Annotated in this window: 20 protein-coding genes; 10 read left to right on the top strand and 10 right to left on the bottom strand. The window is 63.8% G+C overall.

Translation table 11 applies throughout. The annotated features are described in order from the left end of the window. Positions 1 to 89 precede the first annotated feature (89 nt). From DBIPINDM_RS26595 to DBIPINDM_RS26585, 3 genes are read left to right on the top strand one after another with little or no spacing between them, the layout of a single operon-like run. The gene (locus DBIPINDM_RS26595; protein WP_258581978.1) at positions 90 to 1,706 is read left to right on the top strand and encodes a GMC family oxidoreductase; all 1,617 of its coding nucleotides are present in this window, start codon (positions 90 to 92) and stop codon (positions 1,704 to 1,706) included. Then, on the top strand, positions 1,703 to 2,917 hold the full coding sequence (locus DBIPINDM_RS26590; RefSeq protein WP_258581977.1) for a mandelate racemase/muconate lactonizing enzyme family protein: 1,215 nt from the start codon (positions 1,703 to 1,705) through the stop codon (positions 2,915 to 2,917). Before DBIPINDM_RS26595 ends, DBIPINDM_RS26590 begins: the two co-directional genes overlap by 4 nt. Further along, positions 2,914 to 3,831, top strand: coding sequence for an NAD(P)-dependent oxidoreductase (locus DBIPINDM_RS26585; RefSeq protein WP_258581976.1), 918 nt, complete (start codon positions 2,914 to 2,916; stop codon positions 3,829 to 3,831). The genes DBIPINDM_RS26590 and DBIPINDM_RS26585 overlap by 4 nt, the downstream gene beginning before the upstream one ends. A 93-nt stretch (positions 3,832 to 3,924) precedes the next feature. On the opposite strand, the gene DBIPINDM_RS26580 is transcribed toward DBIPINDM_RS26585, so the two are convergent. After that, positions 3,925 to 4,863 carry a diacylglycerol/lipid kinase family protein gene (locus DBIPINDM_RS26580; RefSeq protein ID WP_258581975.1) on the bottom strand — a complete coding sequence of 313 codons (939 nt, stop codon included), beginning with the start codon at positions 4,861 to 4,863 and terminating at the stop codon, positions 3,925 to 3,927. A gap of 852 nt (positions 4,864 to 5,715) precedes the next feature. On the opposite strand from DBIPINDM_RS26580, the gene DBIPINDM_RS26575 reads away from it, so the two are divergent. From DBIPINDM_RS26575 to DBIPINDM_RS26560, 4 genes are all read left to right on the top strand, one after another. Continuing rightward, positions 5,716 to 6,150 carry a hypothetical protein gene (locus tag DBIPINDM_RS26575; protein WP_258581974.1) on the top strand — a complete coding sequence of 145 codons (435 nt, stop codon included), beginning with the start codon at positions 5,716 to 5,718 and terminating at the stop codon, positions 6,148 to 6,150. A gap of 6 nt (positions 6,151 to 6,156) precedes the next feature. Further along, positions 6,157 to 7,287: a hypothetical protein gene (locus DBIPINDM_RS26570; protein ID WP_258581973.1), complete on the top strand. Its 1,131-nt coding sequence runs from the start codon at positions 6,157 to 6,159 to the stop codon at positions 7,285 to 7,287. A gap of 16 nt (positions 7,288 to 7,303) precedes the next feature. Continuing rightward, positions 7,304 to 8,302, top strand: coding sequence for an alpha/beta fold hydrolase (locus tag DBIPINDM_RS26565; protein ID WP_258581972.1), 999 nt, complete (start codon positions 7,304 to 7,306; stop codon positions 8,300 to 8,302). A 135-nt stretch (positions 8,303 to 8,437) separates the two neighbouring features. Beyond that, positions 8,438 to 8,959 (top strand): hypothetical protein, encoded by a 522-nt coding sequence (locus tag DBIPINDM_RS26560; RefSeq protein WP_258581971.1) that lies wholly within the window; start codon positions 8,438 to 8,440, stop codon positions 8,957 to 8,959. A gap of 62 nt (positions 8,960 to 9,021) precedes the next feature. Here DBIPINDM_RS26560 and DBIPINDM_RS26555 read toward each other — a convergent pair whose 3' ends face one another. From DBIPINDM_RS26555 to DBIPINDM_RS26545, 3 genes are all read right to left on the bottom strand, one after another. Continuing rightward, the gene (locus tag DBIPINDM_RS26555; RefSeq protein ID WP_258581970.1) at positions 9,022 to 9,645 is read right to left on the bottom strand and encodes a hypothetical protein; all 624 of its coding nucleotides are present in this window, start codon (positions 9,643 to 9,645) and stop codon (positions 9,022 to 9,024) included. An 18-nt stretch (positions 9,646 to 9,663) separates the two neighbouring features. After that, positions 9,664 to 11,286, bottom strand: a complete 1,623-nt coding sequence (locus tag DBIPINDM_RS26550; RefSeq protein ID WP_258581969.1) for an FAD-binding oxidoreductase — start codon at positions 11,284 to 11,286, stop codon at positions 9,664 to 9,666. A gap of 197 nt (positions 11,287 to 11,483) precedes the next feature. Then, a complete protein-coding gene (locus DBIPINDM_RS26545) occupies positions 11,484 to 11,726 on the bottom strand; it encodes a DUF1344 domain-containing protein (protein WP_258581968.1) in 243 nt (80 codons plus the stop codon). A 432-nt stretch (positions 11,727 to 12,158) separates the two neighbouring features. Here DBIPINDM_RS26545 and DBIPINDM_RS26540 point away from each other — a divergent pair, with 432 nt between their 5' ends. Beyond that, positions 12,159 to 12,653, top strand: a complete 495-nt coding sequence (locus DBIPINDM_RS26540) for a YegJ family protein (RefSeq protein WP_258581967.1) — start codon at positions 12,159 to 12,161, stop codon at positions 12,651 to 12,653. A gap of 15 nt (positions 12,654 to 12,668) precedes the next feature. Here DBIPINDM_RS26540 and DBIPINDM_RS26535 read toward each other — a convergent pair whose 3' ends face one another. Together DBIPINDM_RS26535 and DBIPINDM_RS26530 are read right to left on the bottom strand one after the other, a co-directional pair. Further along, complete coding sequence (locus DBIPINDM_RS26535; RefSeq protein ID WP_258581966.1) at positions 12,669 to 13,622, bottom strand: hypothetical protein; 954 nt, start codon at positions 13,620 to 13,622, stop codon at positions 12,669 to 12,671. Positions 13,623 to 13,990: 368 nt separating this feature from the next. Beyond that, on the bottom strand, positions 13,991 to 15,016 hold the full coding sequence (locus DBIPINDM_RS26530) for a CapA family protein (RefSeq protein ID WP_258581965.1): 1,026 nt from the start codon (positions 15,014 to 15,016) through the stop codon (positions 13,991 to 13,993). A 156-nt stretch (positions 15,017 to 15,172) separates the two neighbouring features. Between DBIPINDM_RS26530 and DBIPINDM_RS26525 the strand changes: the two genes are divergently transcribed. Further along, the gene (locus DBIPINDM_RS26525) at positions 15,173 to 16,429 is read left to right on the top strand and encodes a hypothetical protein (protein ID WP_258581964.1); all 1,257 of its coding nucleotides are present in this window, start codon (positions 15,173 to 15,175) and stop codon (positions 16,427 to 16,429) included. Positions 16,430 to 16,657: 228 nt separating this feature from the next. On the opposite strand, the gene DBIPINDM_RS26520 is transcribed toward DBIPINDM_RS26525, so the two are convergent. Beyond that, on the bottom strand, positions 16,658 to 17,872 hold the full coding sequence (locus DBIPINDM_RS26520) for a clavaminate synthase family protein (RefSeq protein ID WP_258581963.1): 1,215 nt from the start codon (positions 17,870 to 17,872) through the stop codon (positions 16,658 to 16,660). Positions 17,873 to 17,971: 99 nt separating this feature from the next. On the opposite strand from DBIPINDM_RS26520, the gene DBIPINDM_RS26515 reads away from it, so the two are divergent. Beyond that, complete coding sequence (locus DBIPINDM_RS26515) at positions 17,972 to 18,901, top strand: LysR substrate-binding domain-containing protein (RefSeq protein ID WP_258581962.1); 930 nt, start codon at positions 17,972 to 17,974, stop codon at positions 18,899 to 18,901. 14 nt (positions 18,902 to 18,915) lie between these two features. Here DBIPINDM_RS26515 and DBIPINDM_RS26510 read toward each other — a convergent pair whose 3' ends face one another. From DBIPINDM_RS26510 to DBIPINDM_RS26500, 3 genes are read right to left on the bottom strand one after another with little or no spacing between them, the layout of a single operon-like run. Continuing rightward, positions 18,916 to 19,851, bottom strand: coding sequence for a hypothetical protein (locus DBIPINDM_RS26510; protein ID WP_258581961.1), 936 nt, complete (start codon positions 19,849 to 19,851; stop codon positions 18,916 to 18,918). Continuing rightward, positions 19,851 to 22,556, bottom strand: a complete 2,706-nt coding sequence (locus tag DBIPINDM_RS26505; RefSeq protein ID WP_258581960.1) for a hypothetical protein — start codon at positions 22,554 to 22,556, stop codon at positions 19,851 to 19,853. Before DBIPINDM_RS26505 ends, DBIPINDM_RS26510 begins: the two co-directional genes overlap by 1 nt. A gap of 22 nt (positions 22,557 to 22,578) precedes the next feature. Then, on the bottom strand, positions 22,579 to 23,448 hold the full coding sequence (locus DBIPINDM_RS26500) for a protein-L-isoaspartate O-methyltransferase family protein (protein ID WP_258581959.1): 870 nt from the start codon (positions 23,446 to 23,448) through the stop codon (positions 22,579 to 22,581).

Genomic DNA, 23,448 nt, shown 5'->3' with positions numbered 1-23,448 from the left:
TTTCACAACGCATGCCGGAAGGCGCGGCGACTCGGCGAACCCGTCGCGTCTAGGCTGCGGCCAGATTTCCGGAGCCGCTCATTTCAATCATGCAAACTTATGACTTCATCATCGTCGGCTCCGGCTCGGCCGGCTCGGTGCTCGCCGACAAACTGTCGGCTTCGGGCCGCTTTTCGGTGCTGGTGCTGGAGGCCGGCGGCACCGACCGCCGCTTCTACGTGCAGATGCCGCTCGGCTACGGCAAGACCTTCTTCGATCCGGCCGTCAACTGGAACTACAAGGCCGAGCCGGATCCCGGCCTCGGCGGCAATGCCGACCACTGGCCGCGCGGCAAGCTGCTTGGTGGTTCGAGCTCGATCAACGCCATGGTCTGGATCAGGGGCGCGCGCGAGGATTTCGACGACTGGCGCGCCGCCGGCAATCCCGGCTGGGGCTATGACGATTTGTTGCCCGCCTTCAAGGCGCTCGAGGACAATCAGGCCGGTGCCGACAAATGGCGCGGTGTCGGCGGCCCGCTGCATGTCACCGATTGTTCGCACGCCGTCCATCCGCTGACCAAGCGCTATCTCGCGGCCGGCCAGCAGGCGGGCCTGCCGCTCAATCCGGATTTCAACGGTGCTGCCCAGGAAGGCGTCGGCATTTACCAGATTTCGACCAAAAACGGCCGCCGCATGTCGGCGGCACGCGCCTTCCTGCGCCCGGCGATGAAACGCGCCAACGTCCGCGTCGAGACGAATGCGCTGGCAACCCGGGTGGTGTTCGAAGGCAAACGCGCCGTCGGTGTCGAATATTTGCAGAACGGCGAGACCAAGACGGCGCGCGCAGGGCGCGAGGTCATCCTTTCCAGCGGTTCGATCAACTCGCCGCAATTGCTGCAGCTGTCCGGCGTCGGCCCATCCGCACTCCTCGGCGAGCTCGGCATCGCGGTCGTCCAGGCCAACGAGAATGTCGGCGCCAATCTGCAGGACCATGTCGGCATCAATTACACGTTCAAGGGCAAGCTGCCGACGCTCAACCAGACCCTGCGTCCCTGGTGGGGCAAGCTGCTGGTCGGCATGCAATACATCCTGACCCGTTCGGGCCCGCTCTCGCTGTCGATGAACAATGCCGGTGGCTTCTTCCGCACCGACCCAGCGGCAACGCGCCCCAACATGCAGCTTTATTTCCAGGCCTTCTCGACCGTCATTCCGAAGAGCGGCGAGCGGCCGATCCTGACGCCCGACCCCTGGCCCGGCTTCTCCATCGGCCTGTCCAACTGCCGCCCGTCGAGCCGGGGCGAGATCATGATCCGCTCCAGCAATCCGCTGGAGTATCCGAAAATCGTCGCCAATGCCTATTCCACCAATGCCGATGTCGAGGAGATGCTGGCGGCGGTGAAGTTCGTGCGCAAGATCGCCTCGATGCCTGCCATGGCCGAGATCATCGCCGAAGAGGTCCTGCCCGGCCCATCGATCCAGTCGGACGCCGACCTGATCACGGATTTCAGGAAACGCTCCGGCACCGTCTATCACCCGGTCTCGACCTGCCGCATGGGGCCGGATCCCGCGCGCTCCGTCGTCGATCCGCGCCTCAAGGTGCACGGGCTTGAAGGTTTGCGCGTCATCGACGCCTCGATCTTTCCCGACAACATCACCGGCAACACCAACGCCGCCTCGATCATGACCGGGTGGAAGGGCGCCGAACTGGTTCTGGAGGACCAAAAATGAAGATCACCGACGTCAAGACCTGGGTTGTCGGCAACCCGCCGCCCGGCATCGGCGGCAAGTATTTCATCTTCGTCAAGCTGACCACCGATGGCGGCGTGGTCGGTTATGGCGAAGCCTACAACGCCACCTTCTCCGCCCACATCACGGCCAAGCTGGTCGAGGACATGGCCGAGCGTTATCTCATCGGCCACGATCCGCACGACATCGAGAACTTCTTCCGCCGCGCCTATTCCTCCGGCTTCACCCAGCGGCCTGACGTGACCGGGATGGGCTGCTTCTCGGCGCTTGAAATGGCCTGCTGGGACATTATCGGCAAGGAGGCCAATAAGCCGGTCTACAAATTGCTTGGCGGCCAGGTGCACGAGACGCTGCGCTCCTACACCTACCTCTATCCGCACACCGGCAGTGTCCATTCCGAGGACGCGCCGGACGGCAGGAATGTCTACAATGACCCCGAAATGGCGGCGGCCTGCGCGCTCGAATATGTCGAGCAGGGGTTCAATGCCGTCAAGCTCGACCCGGCCGGTCCCTACACCGCCTTTGACGGCCACCAGCCGCGCCTGCTCGACATCGATGTCGCTACCCGCATGGTCAGGGCGATCCGCGAGGCGGTCGGCACCCGAGCCGACATACTGTTCGGCACGCATGGCCAGTTCACAGCCTCCGGTGCGCTGCGCATGGCGCGCGCCATCGAGCCTTATGATCCCCTGTGGTTCGAGGAGCCGGTGCCGCCCGACATGCCCGAAGTGATGGCGCAGGTGGCGCGGGGCACCTCGATCCCGATCGCCACCGGCGAGCGGCTGACGACCAAGTTCGAATTCGCCCGCGTCATCGAGAACCGCGCGGCGACCATCCTGCAGCCGGATCTCGGCCGCTCCGGCGGCATCCTCGAGACCAAGAAGATCGCCGCGATGGCCGAGGCCTATCACATCCAGATTGCGCCGCACTGCTATTGCGGGCCGATCGTCGGCGCGGCCAACATCCAGCTGGCAGTGACGCTGCCCAACTTCCTCATCCTGGAATCGCTGAAGCAGTGGGATGGTTTCCACGCCACATTGCTGAAGAAGAAGATCGAGTGGCAGGACGGCAATGTCATCCCGTCGAAGGAGCCGGGGCTGGGCGTCGAGCTCAACGAAGCGGTCTGCGATGCGCATCCCTACACCGGCAAGGATTTGCACCTGCAGATGATGCAGACACCGTTGATGCCGTGAGCGAAAGCTACGCCTTCATCGGCCTCGGCCATCTCGGCGGCAACCTTGCCGCCAGCCTGGTCCGCAACGGCTTTGCCGTCACGGTCTTCGACCGCGACCCTACCGCCGTCGCGCGCCTCGTGACGCTCGGCGCCACCGCTGCGAACAGCCCCGCCGAGGCCGCTGCTCGCGCCGGCAATGCCATCTCTTGCCTGCCCTCGCCCAAGGTCAGTGAAGCGGTGCTGGCTGGCCCTGGCGGATTGCTCGAAGGCCTGGCCCACGGCGGCACCTGGATCGAGATGTCGACCAACGGCCGCGACGAGATTCTTCGCCTGGCGAACCTCGCCTCGGCCAGCGGCGTCGAGACATTGGAATGCCCGGTCACCGGCGGCGTGCATCTGGCGGCGGCGGGAAAAATCACCGCGCTGGTCGGCGGCGATGCCGCCCTCTACGAACGCCATCGCACGGCGATCGAAGCGATGTGCGCACGCTCCTTCCTGATGGGCCCGATCGGCTCGGCGGCGGTGATCAAGGTGATCACCAACATGCTGGCCTTCATCCATCTCGTCGCCGCCGGCGAGGCATTGATGCTGGCCAAGCAGGGCGGGCTCGACCTCGCCCAATCCTACCACGCCATCGTTGCCTCTTCCGGCAACAGCTTCGTGCACGAGACCGAAAGCCAGCTCGTCCTCAACGGCTCCTACGATATCGGCTTCACCATGGACCTGGCGCTGAAGGACCTCGGCTTCGCGCTGGGCATGGGCAAGGATTTCGGCGTGCCACTCGACCTCGCCACGCGCGTCAACGCGATCTTTCAGCAAGGCAAAGAAGCCTATGGCGGCGGCGCCTGGTCGACCCAGATCGTCAAATTGCTCGAGGATGCCGTCGGCACCGATCTGCGCGCATCCGGTTTTCCGGCCAAGCTAGAGCCTTGACCGGAAGGCCAAAACCAAAGCAATTTCATGAACTTGAATCGATAGCCGGATTCAGCCTCAAAAGGACTTGAATCAATCTGGCAACGCCTTGATTCAATATCTGAGCGTCAGCGCGCCGGGCAGGATCTCGAAGGTCGCCGGTATGCGCCCGGGCGACTCGCCGTCTATGTCGACCAGCGCGCCGTTTCTTTCCACATCACCCAGCGGTTCGACAACCACTTTCTTGCCGCGCAGGATGGTGATCGCCGGATGGTTGCGGTGCCGGCCGCCATAGAGCAGGCGGATGTCCCAGATCAGCTTCAGCTTGCCCGCGGCACGCAGGATGACGATGTCGAACTGGCCGTCGGTGAGCTCGGCATCCGGCGCGATCATCATGCCGCCGCCGAAGAATTTGCCGTTGGCGACCGCCACCAGCGCCATGCGCGCCTCGACCGGGGCGCCGTCATCGACGGTGATCCGGACGTCCTGAAAGCGGTAGCGGATGAACTCGACCACGGTGCGCCACAGGAACAGCGCCTTGGCCGACATCTTGCCCTTGCGCTTGTCGGCATTGACGGCGCGGTCGGTGGCGCCCGATAGGCCAAGGCTGGCGATGTTGATGAAGTGGCGGCTGGCCAGCGCGCCATGGTCGTCGATGTAGCAGATGCGGCCGGCATCGACCTTGCGCCCCTTCGCCTCGGCGATCCGCTTCAAGGTCGCGTCCACCGCCTTCGGCAGGCCGAGCCCGCGCGCGAAATCGATGCCGGTGCCGCAAGGAAGCAGGCCAAGCTCGGTCGTCTTGCCGCTCTCCTCGGACGCCTGCAGCAGCCCGTCGGCCACCTCGCTCGCCGTGCCGTCGCCGCCGGCGGCGATCACCAGTTCGAAACCGCTGGCCGCAAGGTCGATTGCCAGCCGTTCGGCATCGCCCTCGGCTTGCGTCTCGCGCAGCTCGAAATCGCCGAAGTGCTTTTTCAGCGAGGCGCTGACCTCAGGCCAATGCCGTTTCAGCCGGCCGCCACCGGCTATCGGATTGAGAACCACCCCGACTTTCAAAACGCACCCTCCCCGGCGCCGAGCTATGCTCGATCCTTTGCCGGCATTGAAACCCCTGCCAGCCGGAGGAGCAAGGGGCGTGTCGGTCGGAGTGCCAAAAAGCGGGGGGCAGGCTGTCTAAGGCAGCCGGCGTCGAAATTCCGGGCTCTTGGCAAACGGTCCCCGATAATCCCGCTATCCACAGGCCCAGGGCCATTCCCCAAGACCCTTACCCGGCGTACGTTGAACCCATCTCAGGCGGCCACTGATCGCCAAGCCGAAAGGCGAAAGTGAAAGGCGGATTTCCTGAGGCCCGTACGGCCCGAAGCGAGAGCAGGCTTGCCTGTTTCGAGGGACGGTAGCCGAGACCTACGGGGCCGCGGAAAGCGTGCCAACGCCGACGGCGGACCGATGCTGCCATGAAGGACGGCAAAAACCTTCGATGGCCGCAGGGCAAAGCCCGCAAGGGTGGAGACCGGCGAGGTCCCGAACGGACGCTGCTCTCGGGTGGCGGACTGGCAGGACCGTCAAAATCAAGGCCGGCATGGCGCGACGACTTTACGGAAGTTGCTGCCGCGACCGTGTCCTGATCTGACAGGGAGGCGCTGGGAGAAATCCCGGCGCCGACTGTCTTTCTTCTATTCCACACAATTTTTACGGCATTTTCGGTTGGGGCTGCAACCGGAGCCAAAATCGGCTAACGTTCGGCGTCGGAGTCCGTTTGATAACGCGCTCTGCCGAGGTGCATGGCGTGGGTTTCGAGAACCGAAGCGCAGCGGACATTGGGTCCGTGAGCATCGGAAGCGCAGAAAACCGCGTCAGGTGACCGGCAGAGTAGCGTTAGCGAATGGACTTCTTGAAGGGGGACACTTCATGACGTTGATCCAGAAGCTTGCCGTTGCCTATGCTTTCCTGTTCTTCGGCGTCGTCGCCATCGGCTACATACCAGCGTTCAACGATGCCAACGGCAATCTGTTCGGCCTGTTCTCATTGCAATGGTATGACGACCTGCTGCACGCCTTCTCCGGCGTCTGGGCGTTGGCCGCTGCCTTCATCTCGCACCGCCTGGCGGTTTTCTATTTCAAGCTGTTCGGCTCGATCTATCTGTTCGATGGCGTGCTCGGGCTGATCACCGGCTCCGGCTGTCTCGATGCCGGCATCTTCATCAACGGCTTCCGCTCCCTCAACGACATCGAATTCCCCGCCCGCTTCTTCGCCAACCTGCCGCACATCGTCATTGGCGGTTTCGCCGTCTATGTCGGTTTCTGGCTGTCGAAGCGCGTACACGACCACTTCGCCACGGCCTGACCGGCCATGTTCCTGTTCCGCTGGCTGAAGCGCATCATCAAGACGATCGTCTGGCTGATCGTCATCATCATCCTCATCCCGGTGGTCGGGCTGAGCTACGGCTTCCTGACCACGCCGTCGCTTGACAAGACGCCGCTGCCCGGCATCGCCGACGGCGCGCCGCCCAAGGCGCTGGCCGACAAGGTCCGCGCCGAAATCCCCGGCTACCAGCGCCCGGAGGAATCGACCTTCCTCACTTATCCGGAATGGGCGATCGTCTATGCCGCGCGCGAATATGCCGGCTTCGTCGCCAAGGACCAGCCGAGCGGCTTTCCCTACTGGTCCTATGTCGGCCGCTTCTGGCAGGATTACGCCACGGTGATCCGCGCCAGTTCGCCCTACAAGTTCAACTATGCCAACCACCAGATGCTGGTCATCATCGGCACCAGCCACTCGATCGAGCACATCCTGCAATGGGCCTATGAGAACACGGTCGGCCGCATCACCGAGGCGACATCGGCCAAGCGCACCGCCGCCGACATCTACCAGGCCAAGGTGGCGGCCGACTACGCCGCCTTCCTCGACCAGGTGCCGTGGTACCAGTTCCCCTATGCCGAGAAGCGCGCCGGCCTGTTTGCCGTGCAGCCGGCGCCGGGTGACAGTTCTGTCCGCACCAGCGAACGCAAGCTCGCCTTCGGTCTCGCCGATACCATCAAGCAGGGCTATGCCGACCTGATCAAAAAGGCGCTTGCCGCCACCTCCGACCCGGCCTTCCTCGACATCCATGTCTGGGCCAGGGGCCCGGTCGGCGAAGCCACCCGCAACGAGCCGGACACCTTGCTGGAGCGCGATTACGGTGCCGATGGCACCATCTTCGTCACCAAGCGCTATCAGGTGTTCACCGACATGATCCCGCGGCTGATCGACAAGGGCGTCTCCTTCGTCGAGATCGGCGGCAATGACGAGATCATGGTCACGGTGCTGTCGACCGACGCGATCGCCGTTCCCGAAGGCATGCGCATCCTGTTCAGCTATCCGCTTCCGGCCGACCCCTCGACGCGCCGCACCGGCATGGTCGTCGCCGTGCGCAAGCTGCATCTGGTGCTGCCATCGCTGATGAAGGCAGGGGCAAAGCTCGAACACATCTACGACTACTGAGACGGCAGCCAAAGCCATGCGTCGACTGATCCGGATTGTCGGCTGGCTCGCGCTCACCCTGGTCGTGCTGATCATGGTGGTGCTCGTCGGCTTCCGCGGCGCGGCGGCTTTGCGCGAGACGCTGTCGCCGCAGGAGGCGGTTCCGGCGGGAGCCCTGTTCGCGACGGTCAACGGGCTGAAGATGCACTATCAGGTCTGGGGTCCGCCGGACGGACCGTCGCTGCTTCTGTTCCATGGCACGGCCTCATGGGCCGAAACCTACCGCGATATCGCCGCGCCGCTGGGCGAACAGGGCTTTCGCGTCATCGCCGTCGACATGCCGCCCTTCGGATATTCGGAAAGACCGGCCGATCAGGACTATTCGCGCGCCGCCCACGCAAGGCGCGTGCTCGGTTTTGCCGACGCGCTCGGCCTTCGCCATTTCAGCGTCGGTGTCCACTCCTATGGTGGCGGTGGCGTGATCGAGGCCGCCTTTTCGGCCCCGGATCGCATCGACGCGCTGATCCTGCTCGACGTGGCGCTTGGCCTCGGCCGGAGCGATGTGCCAGCCTTGCCATTCACGTCCCTGCTCAACAGGGACTGGCCGCGCCAGCTGCTGACCGCCTCGACCTTCACCAATCCGTTGATGACCGGCCCTGGTCTGCGCAAATTCATTGAGAACGACGATCTCGTCACGGCGGAGCGCATTGCGATCTACACGCGCCCGCTGAACGTCAAGGGCACGACCAATGCCGTCGGCCACTGGCTGTTCAGCGGCCTCTACAATGACGAGCGGAAATCGCTTGCCGCCAACAAGACGAATTATCGCGCCTTCACGCCACCGGTTCTTGTCATCTGGGGACGAGAGGACTCAACCACGCCCCTCCCACAGGGTGAAGAGATCGCTTCGCTGTTTCCGCATGCCGAACTGGCCGTTCTCGATGGCGTCAACCACATCCCGCAGGTCGAGCGCCCGCAGGACGTGGTGCGGCTGATCGCGAATTTCCTCAAACGGACCTTGCCGGCCGTTCGATAGGTGTGTGCCGCCACGCTCATTCCACAATAGCGGCAAAATCCCGCCTTGTTCGCGCGCGATGGAGTGTGCATGTTGCCCAAAAGCGCGACATGCACCTGAATGGGCTGCCGGGGGGCATCTCGAAGGGACAAGACCGTGATCAAGACCGCCCTTGTCGCCATGACCATTGTCGGCTGCGACTGCGACGCCAAGCTGTGCGAATATATCGGCGAGACGCCGGCCAAGTGGTCGACCATCGCCGAGTGCGAAGCCGCGATGAAGAGCCAGATCCTGCACCAGCGCAATTTCAATTATCCGCTCGTCTCCGGCATCTGCCGCACCAAGGGTTCCTCGTCCTCCTCGCAGCTGGCCGCCACCGCATCCGGCCCGGAACTGAAGCCTGCCAGCAGGATCGTTCGGACGGAAAGCCCGCTGCCGCCGGAACTGAGCCATCGGCCGAGCGTCCCGGTCGGCACGCCGACGACGGCCGTGGAAGCAGACGCTGCCAGGCCTGTCGCCTATGAACAGGTGGTCGATGGCGGCACCGGCGTGCTCTATCGCACGAAGAACGGCTATGCCGTGGTCAAGACCGATCTCGGCCGCGCGGCTTCCGCAACCGCCGACGCGGCAAAACGCTCCGTGAACTGGCTGGCTGGCCTGGTGCCGACGGGGCTTTAGAGCAATTCCAGGAAAAGTGTGAAACGGTTTTCCGTCCGGAATAGCGTCAAGACAAATAGCCCCTACATCTTCAGCCTCAGGTTTTCCCAGAACTTGTCGATCAGCGGCTGTTCGGTGGCCAGGTCCTCGCTGCCGACGCGCGTGATGAACAACAGCCCCTGATCGGCAAGGCCGTAGCCGACGATCTCGAAATACGCAGTGTCGGTGCGCGTCTTCACCTCGGCACGGATGCCGGTCAATTCCTTGCCGTCGGCGAGCTTGCGCGTCGTCGGCTGCTGCGTCAGTTCGGCACCGGCCTGCACCGATTCCCTGGTCATCTCCTGCAGCATCAGCTGGTTGAGCGACACCGGGTTCATCTTGCCATATTCCTGCACCACGACGATCGTGCCGAGCGCCGAGGCCATCAGATATTGCGTGATGTTTTCGCCGAGATCGGTCTTGGTCACCGAAATGGTGCTCGGATGGACGAAGGAGAAACTGTCGCCGGAAAAGGTGGCGAATTCGTTGCGCTCGAGCGTCACCTTGCTCTGCTTGCCGCCGGGCAGCGTAATATCAGTGCTCTCACCGGGATCGATGTCGACCGTCACGCCATCGATGGTCAGCTTGAACGCCTTGAGGTCCTCGGCTCCGGCCGGTCCTGCGCACAGCACAACGAGAGTGAGGACTGCCGCTGATACCATCCGCATTGACTATTCTCCTGCTTCTTACGCCACCCCACTCAGCGCCTTGATGGCACGGTAGAAGGTCGAGGAAAACAGTTCCGTCGGGTCATAGTGCCGTTTCGTCGCCAGGAAGGCCGGCAGCTCGGGATAGGAGGCCAGCAACTCCTTGCCCGTATAATGCAGCTGGTAGGGCAGGAAGAACCGCCCACCATGCTTGATCGTCACGTCGATCAGCGCCCGCGTCAGCGCCCGCATCTTCGCATTGCCGTCGGCATCGGTGGGCTGGTTGATGTAGAGCACCAGCGAATAGGCCGGCTCCGGCGCATAGGTCAGCGCCACGTCCTCCTTGTGGACGATGCGCACCGAGGCATTGAGCACCGGCAGCGACTGGTTGCGCAGGATCTCGCGCGCTTCCGTGATGAATTCGACATAGGCCGCACGTGGAATAAAATATTCGTGCAGTATGTCGGTCTCTTCAGTCAAATCGTTGAACAGATATGGCACTGAATCGTGCATCGGGTTGTTGCGGGTGACGAGACACGCCTCGCCTTGCGCCATCGCCGAGGTGCGTGCCACCGTGCAGTTCTCGAATTTCGGCTCCAGCGTCTTTTCGGTGAACCACTTCAGCTCCTGGAACAGGCTGCCCCATTTCGCCAGATTGATGATCACCCGCTTCAGCCCGACCGAGCCCGGTTCGCCGATCGCCGGCTGGTCTGCCGGCGGCTGCTCGGCCACCTTGTCGTAGCGGTAGACGATCATGTCCTCAAGGAAATTGCCCGGCGCCGTCGACAGATGGCCGTAGAACAGCCCGATATCCTTGTTCGGCTCCAGCACCTCGGCGAAGAACTTTGGAAAATCGTCGGATTTGATGATTTCGCGCGAGGTCCGGTAGACGGCGTTGTCGACGATATCGAGCGTCGCCTCCAGCACCACGCCGAACAGGCCGTAGCCGCCGACGACATGGCGGAAAAGGTCGCTGTTTTCGGTAGGCGAGCAGGTCGTCACCGACCCATCGGCCAGCATCACCCGCATCGAACGGATCGAGCCGGCCACAGAACCCGCCTGATGGTCCATGCCATGCGCATTGACCGACAGCGAGCCGCCGACCGAAAAGATGTCGGTCGATTGCATCGCCTTCACCGCGAAGCGCGGATGCAGCATGTTCTGGATGTCGTGCCAGCGCGCACCGGGCTGCAGCGTCATGGTCTTGGCCGCCGCATCGACGCTGACCTTGTTGAATTTTTTGAGGTCGAGCACCAGCGCATTGTCGTCGAAGGCATGGCCGCCCATCGAATGGCGGATGGCGGCCAGCGACACTTTGAGCCCGTTGGCGCGGGCGAAGGCCAGCGCCCTGGCGATATGGTCTTCCTCGCTGACCTCGACCACTCCATAGACCGGCGTCCGTGACAGGCCGCTGGCATCGTTGATGTCGCCGCCCTTGGCCAACCAGGGCAGCGAAGGATCGAAGGCGGGGACGTTCTCCAGCGGCCTCAGCGGCAGGGCGATGCCGTCAATATCGGCGATGCGCCCGGCGTTCTTCGGCCCTGAAGGCCCGCGCGCCAGCCGCGCCATGGTGGTACCGCCCCACAGCACCGCGCCGCCGACCACGGCCGCGCCGAGCACCAGCCGGCGCGACAGGCGGAACCCTTTCTGTTCGTCAGCCATGCAGATCCCCCGTTGGCCAAGGGATAGCGCGGCTATTTGGCAAAAACCATAGCCGGCGGCATGCGGCTCGACATCGGCATACCGGGCCGAAATGATGTGAGTTGAATATCTCAGATGTTAGTGCTGCCCCTCATCCGCCTGCCGGCACCTTCTCCCCGTAAACGGGGAGAAGGGAGAAGCTCCAACGCTGGCGACCTCTACGAAGCCTTCTTGATCGACGTCACCATGCCGGTCTTGTCATCGACGGTCACCGCCACCTTGGCGCCAACCTTCAGTTTGCCGACCGCCGCTTCCGGTGACAGCTGGTAGATCTTGCCGTCGTCGAGCGTGATCGACTTGGTCGTCGGGTCGACCGCCTGGATGGTGCCCTGAACGGTCGCGGCATAGGCCGTGCCGAGGAAGGCGAGCAGAGCGGCGGTGGTTACGAGGGTTCTTTTCATCGGATGTACTCCGTGCTGTTTCGGTTTTCCGGGCCGTCGCGTTGGGTAACGACAGCACCGAACGAGCTGACACTGGGCCGGAAAGCCTGCTGGCCGCAAATCACGTTGGATAAATTTTCGCAACGAAATCATAGGCTTAATTCTGACACATTGCTTGCGGCCGGTGTGACATCCAGGCGTTTCGGTTTCCCCGATGAGCGCACTTCATTCCATGAAATGAGTCCTTTAACTGGATTGCGGCAGGTGGTCTCCAGCCATCACGCCACCGCCGCAATCCGTATCGTCCGGCATCACGAAACAGCCCGCTGAGATTCCATCGGCACAAATTTTGTTTCATGGATCGGTGATACGCCGGACGAACATCCCCATCGGTTGAAAACCCGAGACCGATGCACGATGGTATCGACGATTGTGGAAAGGGAAGCCCATTTCATGAACCTCGCAGTTCGCACCGCGCTGTCCGTGCTGCTGGCGTTGGCCCCGATATCCGCCGAAGCGCAAAGTTCCGGTCAGGGCGGCGACAAGGTCGTTGGCGTCGCCGCGGACGACCCGGATATGGCCGCAGCCATTGCGCAAGCGCGCGCCAGCCTCAATGAATTCCTGACATTGTCGGACGCTCCCCCGGCCGGAACATCAGACTTCAAATTGAAGGTCGAGGTCAGGGACGGAGACGCCACCGAACATTTCTGGATCATCCCCTTCCACAAGACCGCAACCGGGTTTGCCGGAACATTGGCGAATGAACCGCAGGCCGTGCACAACGTCGTGGCCGGCCAGGAACTCGAATTCACCCGCAACGATATTTCCGACTGGGGCTATACCAAAAACGGCCGTCAAGTCGGCAGCTTCACCGTCTGTGTGTTGTTCAAGACAATGGCGAAGGAAGACGTCGACTATTATCGCCAGAATTACGGCTTCGACTGCTGACGTCGCGTCGGCAGATCAACCTGCCGCGTCCCTCCCGCCGATCTTGCGCACCAGCGCCGCGGTCGCCAGCATGGCGCCCATGTCCGAGATCATCGGCGCGACATGCCTGGTGTAGTCGAGCGGCACCGATATTTCGGGCAGTTCGAAGAAATTCTTCGCCTGCGGCAGCAGCAGGAAACCATCGCCGCCATTGAGCGCGACGCGGGCGGGATCGTCCGGCCAGGTCTCGCCCAGCCATTTCAACGCCTGGGCCAGCCGTCCCATCACCAGCGGCCGCGCCGCCTCGACATTGTCGGTACGGAATTCATAGGCTGCATCAAGTTCGGGCACGCCGGACGACAGGTCCTGCATTTTGCTGGCGAACATGCCGCGGAAGAAGCCCATGACCGCATTGGTGCGCCGCGTCGCCACCAATATTCCCGGGAACGGCTCGATGGCCTCGAAAGCGACGATGACGCCCTTGAAGGTTGTCGCCTTGGTCTTGGTCGACGCCCCATCCCAAAGGTCAGCCTCGTAGAGTTCGAACGCAAACCCGTCGTAGCGTCCCGATATGATATCGTCGAAGCGGCTCATGCTGGCGCCGCCGACCGTCTCGCGCGGCAACCGGTCGAAGGAATTCGGCGTCACGTCGTGCTGGTAGCGCATATCCCCGATGAAGCCGAAGATGATCGGCATCAGCGTCTCGCGAAACGATTGCTGCAGCCGCGTCGCCGGCCGGATCGCCCGGAAATAGAGCAGGATCGCCGTCACGAAACCGATGATGTAGAGAAACACATGCGGCGTCGAGAACCATTGCTCGTTGGGGTCGGCGACCTTGTTGAACAGCCAGGCGATCAGCGCCACGGCGACCAGCACCAAGCCAACGAAAAGCGGCGTCCGCCAACGCACCTGCCGCAGCGTCGAAGCCCTCGCCGCTTCGTAAGCTTCGATGCCCTTCCGGATGGCTGCGATGTCAGTCTCATCAGGCATGAAATCCGCTGTTTCCACCGCTGCCCCCCGCAAGCCTCGACGAGTTCATGATAGCTGGTTTTGTCCGATGTATCGACTGCGGTGCCTCTTCGACAAATGTTCGCGCAGCCCCTCATCGCCCTGCCGGGCGTTCGTTGTTTGAAAAGCCAAGCAATTGGCTTTTCATCCGCTGCGCGGACCACGCCTCACCCCCGTAAACGGGGCGAAGGACGCCTTATCAAGTGATTTCGCCAATCATCAACGCCGGGGGAAAAGCGCCGACGATGCGACTAGCGGTCTTCTCCCCGTTTACGGGGAGAAGGTGCCGGCAGGCGGATGAGGGGCAGCGCGACGCTTGTAGGATAGGCAAAGTCTCGTCGCTTGCCGCACTAAGGAAAGATCGCGCTCAACCGCCCCTCGACCTTTCCCCTGATCGCCCTCTCCAACCCTGCCACCGGCACCAGCCGTTCATGGTCCCGGTCCCGCAGCCGCACGAACGGATACAGCCGGTAAGACGCAACCACACCACGCGTCCCTGCATCGGTGCTGACATCGACAACGAAAATCCCGCCAATGCGCCCCGGCCAAGGCTGGCGGGCAAGGGCGGTGCCGAGGAAATCACCGAGCCCATAGGCGACGACGGTCTCACCAATTCGCTCCATCGGCTGCACCACATGCGAATGATGGCCGGCGATCAGCCCGACGCCCTGCCCGGCCAGGCGCCTCGCCAGCGCCCGCGTCCCGGCGCGCGGAAAGTGCCGGAACTCCCAGTCCCAATGCGGCACCGCGCAGAGGAGGTCGAGACCGCGCGGCCAGCGCTCTGCATCGCTGGCCATGGAAACACGCCCGGCAAACAGATCTTCATCCGCATTGCGCCACAGCGTGAAGGCCGCCAAGCCGACATCCAGCGGCCCGACTTTGACCGGCTGCACCGGGCCGTCGGCGGCCAGGCCAATGGTGCGGATGCCAAGCCGCTTCAGCGCCGCCACCGTCTCGTCGAAACCGGTGACGCCCTGGTCGAGCGCATGGTTGTTGGCCAGCGAAAGCACCAGTCTTTCCCGCGCAAGACCGACCGCGGCGAGCGCCTCGGCCAGAAACCGCTCGCTCATCGCATGGTGCGTGCCGAGCTTTGTGCCGAGCACGGCGCTCGGCCCGTCCACGACAGGGCTTTCGCAATTGCCGATCACCAGATCGGCAGCGCCAAGCAGTTCTTTTATCACTGGATCACAGTCCGGCGCGCTGCGGTTGGCCACCGCCGAGATGTCGCCGATGAAGGCAAGCCGCACCGTCTTTCTTGGCGGTGGCTCCATCAACGTCCCCGCCATCGGCGCAAAGCCGTTGCCGTCACCGCCAAGCGACGGCTTCAGGAAACGCGGCAGCCAGGACAGTTTGTAGGAAAGCGGATAGTTCGACACGCGATGCCCAATCGTTTGCCTTCTGTAGACCGTCCGCCGGGCTGGTTGAAGCGTAACCGTCGACAATCATGCAACGATTTGGACAGCGCATCTGCGCTGACAGGCGCGCCGCCGCAAATCTGTGTATGGTCGCCCGACACCGCTTGGGAGAGAAAGATGACACGAATAGCAAGCCTGCTGGCATCCGTCTTCGTTGTGCTTTTGCCCTGGTCTTCCGCCAGTGCTGCCATGCCCGAAGCGGCAACCGCTCTGTTCGAGGCAAAAACCGTGGCCGCGCGCGACAGCGCCCTGTCGACGCTGGAGGCTGCCGCGCCGAAAGATCCAGCGTCGGCCTATGCGGCCGGCGCCGGCGAGTTCTTCACGGCGCTGGAATTGCTGGCGAGCGGTCTGCACCGCCATGGTTTCGAAAGCCCGCAATCCTTCATGCTGCCGCTGATGCAGCTGCCGGTGCCGCCCAATCCCAACCCCGAGCCGCTGACCTACGAAGAGTTCCGCGCCATACTGGTCGCCTTCCGCGACCGGCTGGCAAAATCCGCCGCCACGCTGGGTTCGGTGCCCGCCGATGCCGATATCGGCATGGTCATCGATCTCACCCATGTCGGCATCGACCTCAACGAGGACGGCACGATCGCCCCGGACGAAAGCATGGCGGCGATCATGGCCGCGCTGTCGCGCGGCAGCATTTCGCAGGGCGACACCGCACCGGCGCTGACCTTCCGCTTCGACCGCGCCGATGGTTACTGGCTGCAGGGCTATGCCGAGTTCCTGATGGCGCAGGCGGATTTCTGGCTGGCGCATGATTTCAAAAACACTTTCGACGGTTCGTTCCACATGCTGTTCCCGCGCGCCAAACTGCCATTGCAGGACATTCTTGTGCCCCCGCCGAGCGAGATGGGCTCGAACATCTTCTCCTCGGAATGGCGCATCGCCGATTTCATCTCGATGGTGCATCTCATCAACTGGCCGGTGGTCGAGCCGGAACGCCGCAAGGCGGCGCGCCAGGAATTGCTCGAAATGATCCGGTTGTCGCGCGAGGACTGGAAAGCGATCCGCGCCGAGACCGACAATGACCGCGAATGGCTGCCCGGCCCGCAGCAGAAGGGCGAGAACCCGCTCACCGGCCTCGAAGTCGGCGAGGAGCAGGTCCAGGCCTGGCTCGCCACTCTGACCATGGCCGAGGACCTCCTCGAAGGCCGCGCCCTGCTGCCGCATTTCCGCATCACAGGCAAGGGCATCAACATGAAGCGCTTCTTCGACGAGCCGAAGCCTTTCGACCTGGTGCTGTCGATCACCGGCCCGGGCATCGCGCCCTACCTCGAAAGCGGCAAGATTCTGACCAGCGAGGATTTCGACCAGATCCAGCGCGAGTTCGGCGGCGGTGGTTTCCTGACGTTTGCGCTGTGGTTCAACTGAGGCCCGGCAGAACTTGGGTTCCTCGCCCCCGCAAAGCGGGGGGTCCGAAGGACGGGCGAGACCCGTGGCTCGCCCCGGCTGGGTGGCCGCGAAGCGGTCGGAGAGGGGCTGCGGCGCTGGCAAGTTTGCTCTGAACATTCAACGCCGCGCCGCCCCCTCTCCGTCTCGGCTTCGCCGAGCCACCTCTCCCCCACTGACGTGGGGGCGAGGAACCCGCGCTGTGAGCCCTTAGAAAATCGCACCCTGGTACAGCACCGCTTCCGCCTCCCCCGGCGCGAACCGGCGCGCCAGCGAGCGAAACGCGCTGTGCACGCCATCGCGGTCGATGTTGCAGCTTCTGAGATGGCGCACCGCCAGCGTCGGATCGAAGGCGCTGCGGCCATGCAGGACGCGCTGGTTGTCGAAGACCAGCACTTCGCCCGGCTGCAGCAGGTGCTGGAACTGGTTCTGCGGATCGCAGATCAGCCGTGTCAGTTCGGCCAGCGCCTCGATCAGGCTGTCGATCCGGTCCAGAGGCGCCCATTGCGGTGCCAGGCAGCGGTCATTGTAGCGGATGCCGGTGACCGCGCCTGTCGCGTCGAGGCCGATGACATGCGCCTCGGCGCTGAAGAACACCTCGCCTTCATGCTCGCGGTGGAAGGTGACGCCATGCCGCGTCAACAGGTCGAACAGTTCGGGCGTGTGCCTCCGCATCCGTTCGGCGACATGAAAGCCGTCGACCATCAGCGAGGTGCCGCCGGTGCCCGCCCCCGTACGGATGGCGTGGAAGAAGATGAAGCCCGGCGGCGCATAGCGGAACGGTTCGTCGGTGTGCGGGATCTGCGCCCGTGCTGTCTCGCCCGCCACCCGCGCATCCGGCCGCGAGATCAGGTCGAACACCTTGCCGTAGCTGGTCTCGCGGATCGGCCCGTAGCGGCCGGCAACCCGCACTGTTGCTTCCGTCTCGGCCGGAACGCCGGTCAGCATGGCGATGCCGTGGTCGCGCAACGCCCGCAGCGACTGGAACAGTGCCTCATCATCCGCGACCACCGCGTCGAAAGCGAAGCGCCCGAGCCGTGTAGCGAGATCGTTGTTCCACAATTGCGGCTGGAAACGCACCGGGCCTGAGCCACCGGCATGACCGGCGAGGAAAGCCGCGTCGTAATGTGACACATGCCCATCCTGCCAGATGGCGGTGATCTGCCCGGGCGTGGAGACGTCGAAGCTTTCGGCATGGATGGCCTTGTCGATATCGGCCGGCGTCAGCCACCTCTTGCCCGAGGCGGTATCGCCGCATTGCTCGCATTCGCAGGCCAGCCGCAGCCAGCGCGTCGAGAGTTTTGCCGAGCGCCCGTCCGCCAGTTCGACAGTGACATGTGCGCCTTCGGCCCGCATGGCACGGATCGGCGCCGCTTGTAAGGCTGCGTGTCTTGGCTGGCTTGCATGTTTTGGCGTGTCGAGCATCTGGCATCCCCTGCGGTTGAATTTCTTCGACAAGCCTAGGCAGGGAAAATCCCCCTTCAAACGAGTTCCCTTCTGCAAGTTTTGAGATAAACTCAAAACATGACGGCGTTGAGGGATTTGCCGCTTTCCGGTCTTAGGGCGCTGGTGGCCGCCGCCAGGGCCGGCAGCCTGACACGCGCCGCCGAGGAACTGGGCGTCACCCCCGGCGCCATCGGCCACCAGATCCGGCAGTTGGAAGAGCGGCTCGGCGTCAAGCTGGTCCGGCGCGAAGGCAATGGCATTGTGCTGACCCGCGCCGCCGAGGCCGCCTTGCCCGACATCGACCGCGGCTTCGATGCGCTCGCCTCCGGCATGCGCCGGCTGCGCTTCGAACGGCGGGCCGAGACCTTCACCATCTCGGCCGATCCGTCCTTCGCCTCGCTGTGGCTCGCGCCGCGCCTTGCCATGGTGCGGCCGGCCCTGGGACGGCTCGAGGTCCGCATTGTCGCTTCCATCGGGCTCGATGCCATGGCGGAGGAAAGCGTCGACCTCGCCATCAGCTACCGCAAGGGATCGGCACCGGACATCGCGGCACTTGACCTCTTTACCGAACGGGTCATCCCGGCCTGCGCGCCGGCGCTGGTCGAGGGTCATGTCGGGCCGGACGCGGCGGAGGCGCTGGACAGGATGCCGCTGCTGCACATCGACCCGATGATGGGTGACGATGTCTACCCCACCTGGCGGGACTGGTTCACTGCGGCAACGCGGCAAAGGAAAGATATCGACCAAGGTCCACGCTTCGGATTGACCATTGTCGCCGCGCAAGCAGCGATCGCCGGCATGGGTGCGTTGCTGGCCAGTGAACTGGTGTTGCGCCGCCATCTCGACGCGGGCCATCTCGTCGAGATCGCGCGCGAGGTACCGGCACTGACCATCAAGCGCCGCATTGTCTGGCCCGAACACGGCTCGAAAGCGCGCCGCGCCGCAGCGGTGGCGGCGGCACTCAGGGCAGCCGCGGGTACTGGCATCGATGGCGCCCTGCCCGCTTGAAATGCTGCCCAGGTCTAGCGCGCGAAGCCGTGCAAGCGGCTGAGAAACCATTGCAGCGGATTGCCGACGAAGGCGCGGGTGACGAACGTGTCGTGGGCGGCATCCGAGGCGAGGAAGGCGATGGTGCCGGCTTCGAGGCGGCGCGGCGGATCGGAACTGGCGTCTATCCCCTGGCTCGTCAGCAACTGCCTGATCTCGGCATTGCCGGAAGCTGAGGACTTGCCATAGGCGCTGACGAAGAAACTCTTCCGGTGCTGCGCGATCCAGCTGGCGAAGATGTCGGCTTCGTCGAAGACCGCGTCGAGCAGGATGACGCCGAGCAGGCGTCCGATGATGTCACCGTTCCTGAGAATGAAGGCGGCCGGATTGTAGCCGCCGCTATAGGCGACCAACACCACCGGCATGGCGTCGAATTTTGCCGCCTTGGCACCGGTCAGCCTGGCCAGGCCTTGCGCGGCCTCGGCCATAAACCTGGCAAAATAGCCCGGCGTCCAGAAATTGCCGGCGCTGGAATCCTGCGCATTGCTGGCGAATTGCGGCGCCACCACAACGGCGTTGAGGCCCGACGCCTCGACCTGGGCGACGACCCGCTGGCGGCCAACCACATCGCGCTGCAAGGTCGCGCCATTGCCGTGGAAGAACACGACGATGACCGCCGGCCTGGCCGGATCGAACCCTTTCGGCACCGCCAGCAGCGTCGAGCGGTCGGAATAGGTCTCGTCTTCCCAATAGATGCCGCCGCGCGGCGAGGTGTGGCCGCGCCTTCCATCCGCCCCCGTCACGTCGAGAAACGGCGCGGTGCCGTCGGGCAGCTTACCCCGGTAGGGAAAGGGCGATGCCTTGAACGGCACGATGGTCGAGATGGCCTTGTGCAAGCGCGCCCCCTGGCTCGCCACCGGAAACACCGCCGTGGCCAGCAGTCCGGCGACGATGGCGCGCCGGTCCGGCATCAGACCGCGACCAGCCGGATGGCCGGTGCCTTCGACGGCAACAGCACCGCGAAGAAGGCCGGAATGGCGATGAGATAGGCGATCGCCGACCATTGCAGCACGGCGCTCAAGCCAAAGCTGGTGGCGACGATCGGCACCGCGGCCGAACCGATCACCGAAAAGCAGCCATTGATACCCCAGGCCCAGACGAACAGATGCTCCTTGCCGAGCCGCGCCAGCCAGGTCATGGCGGTGGCCATCGGCATGCCCATCAGGAAGGCCGGCGGCGACACCAGCAGGAAGCAGAGCAGCAGGCGGACCGCATAGGGATAGGCGCCGATCCAGTCGAGCACCGGCGACAGATAGAAGCCATAGGCGAGCAACAGCACGCAGACCGCCAGCAGCACTATAGGCAGCAGGGTCCTGGCACGGTCGAAGATGCGTTCGGCAAACAGGCTGCCGAGGCCGGAAAACACCAGCATCGACGAAATCAGCACCGAGGCCGACACGGTCGGATTGGCGAGCGCGACGGTGAAGCGGCTGATCAGCCCGACCTCGACCATGATGTAGCCGAGGCCGAGACAGGCGAAATAGAGGATGGTGCCGAGCTTGCCGCGCGAACGCGAGAACACGATGCGCCAGCCGAAGAGGACCGGCAACAGCACCAGCGATGCCGCCGTGATGCAGGCAATGCCGAGCGTCGCCCAGATCAAGAGATAGCCCCAATCGTCCTGGAACAAATCGAGCCGGTCGAGCGTGCGCGGCAGGTCTGGGACCTTCACATAGGCGGCGAAATAGGGCTGGTCGTTGCTCAGCGCCCGCGCGTCGAAGACATAGTCACCGGCGAGTTTTTCCCAGCCGCCGGTCAACAGCGCGTGCCAGGTCATGCGCTGCAGTTCCGTCGCCGGCAACACCTGCGGGCCGGCATCGCCGCCGGCACCCGCACAGGCATCGAGCGTCGGATCGGCCGGCGCCGTCGGATCGCAATCAGGGTTCGCGGGCGCGGTCGGATCGGCGGGTGCGGTCGCATCGGCGGCGGGGTGGGTCAGCGTCGCATCCTGTCCGCTGCCGAAGATCGACGCGCGGTAATCATCGAGTACCTTTTGCGCGCCCGAACCGTCATAAACCATTCCTGGATAATAGACCTCTTCCCAGGACATCGACTTGGTGTAGTCGCGCAACGTCTTGATTTCGGCCTCGGTGAAGCCGCCGCGCTTGAACAGCACGGTCGTGGTCGAGAGATAGCTCGAGACGGCGAAGATGTCGTTGGCGGCACCTTGGCTGTCGAACGTCCTCGCCGCCTCGGCGATGGTCGAATAGAGCTTCAGCACCGATTTCGGTGGCTCTTCCTTGTTCCACAGGGTGACCGACAGCACGCCGCCATCGGCGAGCGCATGCATGTAGCTCAGCATCGCCTCACGCGTGTAGGCATATTTTTCCGAAATGGCGAAGCCGCCGGGATTGGACAGGCCGACGCTGTCGGCGAGGCTGAGGTCGATGACGTCGTAGCGTTCCGTCGTGTTGGCCAGGAACAGCCGCCCGTCATAGTCGATCACCTTGAGCCGCGGCTCGGCCAGGATGTCGCCGGTGACATCCCTGAGGATCGGATCGCGAAATGCCCGCAGCGTCATCGGGTTGCTCTCGGCGACGGTCACCGAGGTCGAACCGGCATTGAGCGCGGCTTGCGTGGAGATGCCGCCGCCAAACTGCACGACGAAGGTTTTGGGCTTGTCCTTGATGACATAGGGATAGTGCATCGGCAAATAGCGGAAATAGACCTGCTCGGCCGGCGCCAGGTTGCGCATGATGCCTTCCGGCCCATCACCGTCGCGATACATGCCGACATAGGTGTTGGCCGGCACCTCGGGCATGCCGAAGGCGGCGTTGTCGCTCAGGCCCGGCGCGAAATGCATGTATGAGCTGGCATAGACCTGCAGATCGCCAAACGGCGAAACGCTGCGGTAGATGCGCTTGCCGTCCGGAAAATTGCGGGCGTAGGCGACGCCCTTGTACTGCGACACGGCAATGTCGGGGATGCCGAGCAGGCCGGGCAGCATGAGGTAGCCGGCGATCGACAGCGCCGCGACGGCCACGCCGGCGACTACGCTCTTCCACGCGCCGAACGCGAAGAACCACAGCAGCGAACCGGCGGCCCAGAGCAGCAGCGGCACGACGATGATGGTTTCCGGCGCGAACAGATAGAGCGACACCAGCACGACGAGGCCGGCCAGCCCCGAGCCGGTGAGATCGGCGAAATAGACGCGGCCGAAGGCGGTGCGGCTTTTCAGGAAGACGATACCGAGGAAGAACGCGCCGGCCAGGAACGGCAGGAGATAGAGCAGGAAATTGGCGAGCAGCCGCCATTTCTGCGCGGGGTCCGAAACCAGGAAGATGGCGTTGAACGGCACCGTCTGGGCAACGAGGTTGGCGCCGACGGCAAGCGGCCCGATCAGCAGCAGGGCCGCGGTGGCGGCGCCTTGCCAGTGGCGGTCGAACCAGTTTTTGCCGGCGAATATGACGACGCTGGACAGCGAGAAGCCGAGCATAGCGAGGCTGACCACCAGCGAGCCGAAATGCGACCAGCTGCCGACGGCGAACACTCGCATCACAGCGATCTGCAGCGCAATAATGGCGCCGGCGATCAGCCCGACCGCGAGATAGTGCGCGAGCCGCGGCGCCTCCAGCGAGGCGATGCTTGGTCGAGAGGTCGATACGACAGCCGTCATTCAGGCCCCTTGATGCGGCAACTCAACCGTTGTGCGTGCCGACGATCTGGTCACCTTCCAGCTTGGTGAACGGCACGAACGGCACCACCTTGCCATTGTAGATGTCCGAGCGGACGATGTTGAACGTGCCGTCGGCAAGCTGCTGCTTGATCACCTTGAGCACGTGCTGCGCGCCCGGTGGGCCGACCGGAATGACCATGACGCCATTGGGCTTCAACTGCTGCAGCAGCGAGGGCGGGATATGGTCGATGCCGCAGGTGACGATGATCTTGTCGAACGGGCCGACGCTTTCCCAGCCATAATAGCCATCGGCATTGCGGCTGGTGACCGAGCCGAACACACTGTAGCCGCGATCGATCAGCGCGTCATAGGTGCGGCGCGTGCGCTGCGCCAGCGGATTGATGATCTCGATCGTGTGCACCTTGTCGGTGAGGTTGGCGAGATACGCCGACTGGTAGCCCGAACCGGTGCCGACCTCGAGCACGGCCTCGCCGAACTGCACGTCAATGGCCGTCGTCATGCGTCCGACCAGATGCGGGCCGGAGATGGTCACGCCATAGCCGATGTCGAGGAAGGCATGGTCGTAGGCGCGCCCCAGATTCTGCGGCAGCACGAATTCCTCACGCGGCGTCGAAAGGAAGGCGCGCTTGTTGCGGTCGTCCAGCACATCCTTGTTGTAGACCATGATCTGGAAGCGATCGAATCGCTCGGCCAGCAACTTCGGATCCTCGCCGCGATTGGCCACCATCCAGTCGATGAACGACTTTTTGTCCTTGAACGGCACTTCGGCGTTGCGGTCGTAGGGCACCGGCAAGGCAGCCCTGACGGTGGCCGGAAGAATGGAAAACGCCGCAGCACCCGCCGACAGCGCCAAGAAGTCTCGACGCTTCAT

This window comes from Mesorhizobium sp. AR02, from assembly GCF_024746835.1.
Classification (GTDB): domain Bacteria; phylum Pseudomonadota; class Alphaproteobacteria; order Rhizobiales; family Rhizobiaceae; genus Mesorhizobium.
The sequence above is the reverse complement of the archived record's forward strand: the minus strand, read 5'-3'. Positions and strand labels throughout refer to the sequence as shown.

What these genes read in the sequence shown, in the direction of transcription:
- DBIPINDM_RS26595 (WP_258581978.1), top strand. Translation starts at nt 90, where the DNA reads ATGCAAACTTATGACTTCATCATCGTCGGCTCCGGCTCGGCCGGCTCG.
- DBIPINDM_RS26590 (WP_258581977.1), top strand. Translation starts at nt 1,703, where the DNA reads ATGAAGATCACCGACGTCAAGACCTGGGTTGTCGGCAACCCGCCGCCC.
- DBIPINDM_RS26575 (WP_258581974.1), top strand. Translation starts at nt 5,716, where the DNA reads ATGACGTTGATCCAGAAGCTTGCCGTTGCCTATGCTTTCCTGTTCTTC.
- DBIPINDM_RS26570 (WP_258581973.1), top strand. Translation starts at nt 6,157, where the DNA reads ATGTTCCTGTTCCGCTGGCTGAAGCGCATCATCAAGACGATCGTCTGG.
- DBIPINDM_RS26565 (WP_258581972.1), top strand. Translation starts at nt 7,304, where the DNA reads ATGCGTCGACTGATCCGGATTGTCGGCTGGCTCGCGCTCACCCTGGTC.
- DBIPINDM_RS26555 (WP_258581970.1), bottom strand. Translation starts at nt 9,645, where the DNA reads ATGCGGATGGTATCAGCGGCAGTCCTCACTCTCGTTGTGCTGTGCGCA.
- DBIPINDM_RS26550 (WP_258581969.1), bottom strand. Translation starts at nt 11,286, where the DNA reads ATGGCTGACGAACAGAAAGGGTTCCGCCTGTCGCGCCGGCTGGTGCTC.
- DBIPINDM_RS26545 (WP_258581968.1), bottom strand. Translation starts at nt 11,726, where the DNA reads ATGAAAAGAACCCTCGTAACCACCGCCGCTCTGCTCGCCTTCCTCGGC.
- DBIPINDM_RS26540 (WP_258581967.1), top strand. Translation starts at nt 12,159, where the DNA reads ATGAACCTCGCAGTTCGCACCGCGCTGTCCGTGCTGCTGGCGTTGGCC.
- DBIPINDM_RS26535 (WP_258581966.1), bottom strand. Translation starts at nt 13,622, where the DNA reads ATGCCTGATGAGACTGACATCGCAGCCATCCGGAAGGGCATCGAAGCT.
- DBIPINDM_RS26525 (WP_258581964.1), top strand. Translation starts at nt 15,173, where the DNA reads ATGACACGAATAGCAAGCCTGCTGGCATCCGTCTTCGTTGTGCTTTTG.
- DBIPINDM_RS26520 (WP_258581963.1), bottom strand. Translation starts at nt 17,872, where the DNA reads ATGCTCGACACGCCAAAACATGCAAGCCAGCCAAGACACGCAGCCTTA.
- DBIPINDM_RS26515 (WP_258581962.1), top strand. Translation starts at nt 17,972, where the DNA reads ATGACGGCGTTGAGGGATTTGCCGCTTTCCGGTCTTAGGGCGCTGGTG.
- DBIPINDM_RS26510 (WP_258581961.1), bottom strand. Translation starts at nt 19,851, where the DNA reads ATGCCGGACCGGCGCGCCATCGTCGCCGGACTGCTGGCCACGGCGGTG.
- DBIPINDM_RS26505 (WP_258581960.1), bottom strand. Translation starts at nt 22,556, where the DNA reads ATGACGGCTGTCGTATCGACCTCTCGACCAAGCATCGCCTCGCTGGAG.
- DBIPINDM_RS26500 (WP_258581959.1), bottom strand. Translation starts at nt 23,448, where the DNA reads ATGAAGCGTCGAGACTTCTTGGCGCTGTCGGCGGGTGCTGCGGCGTTT.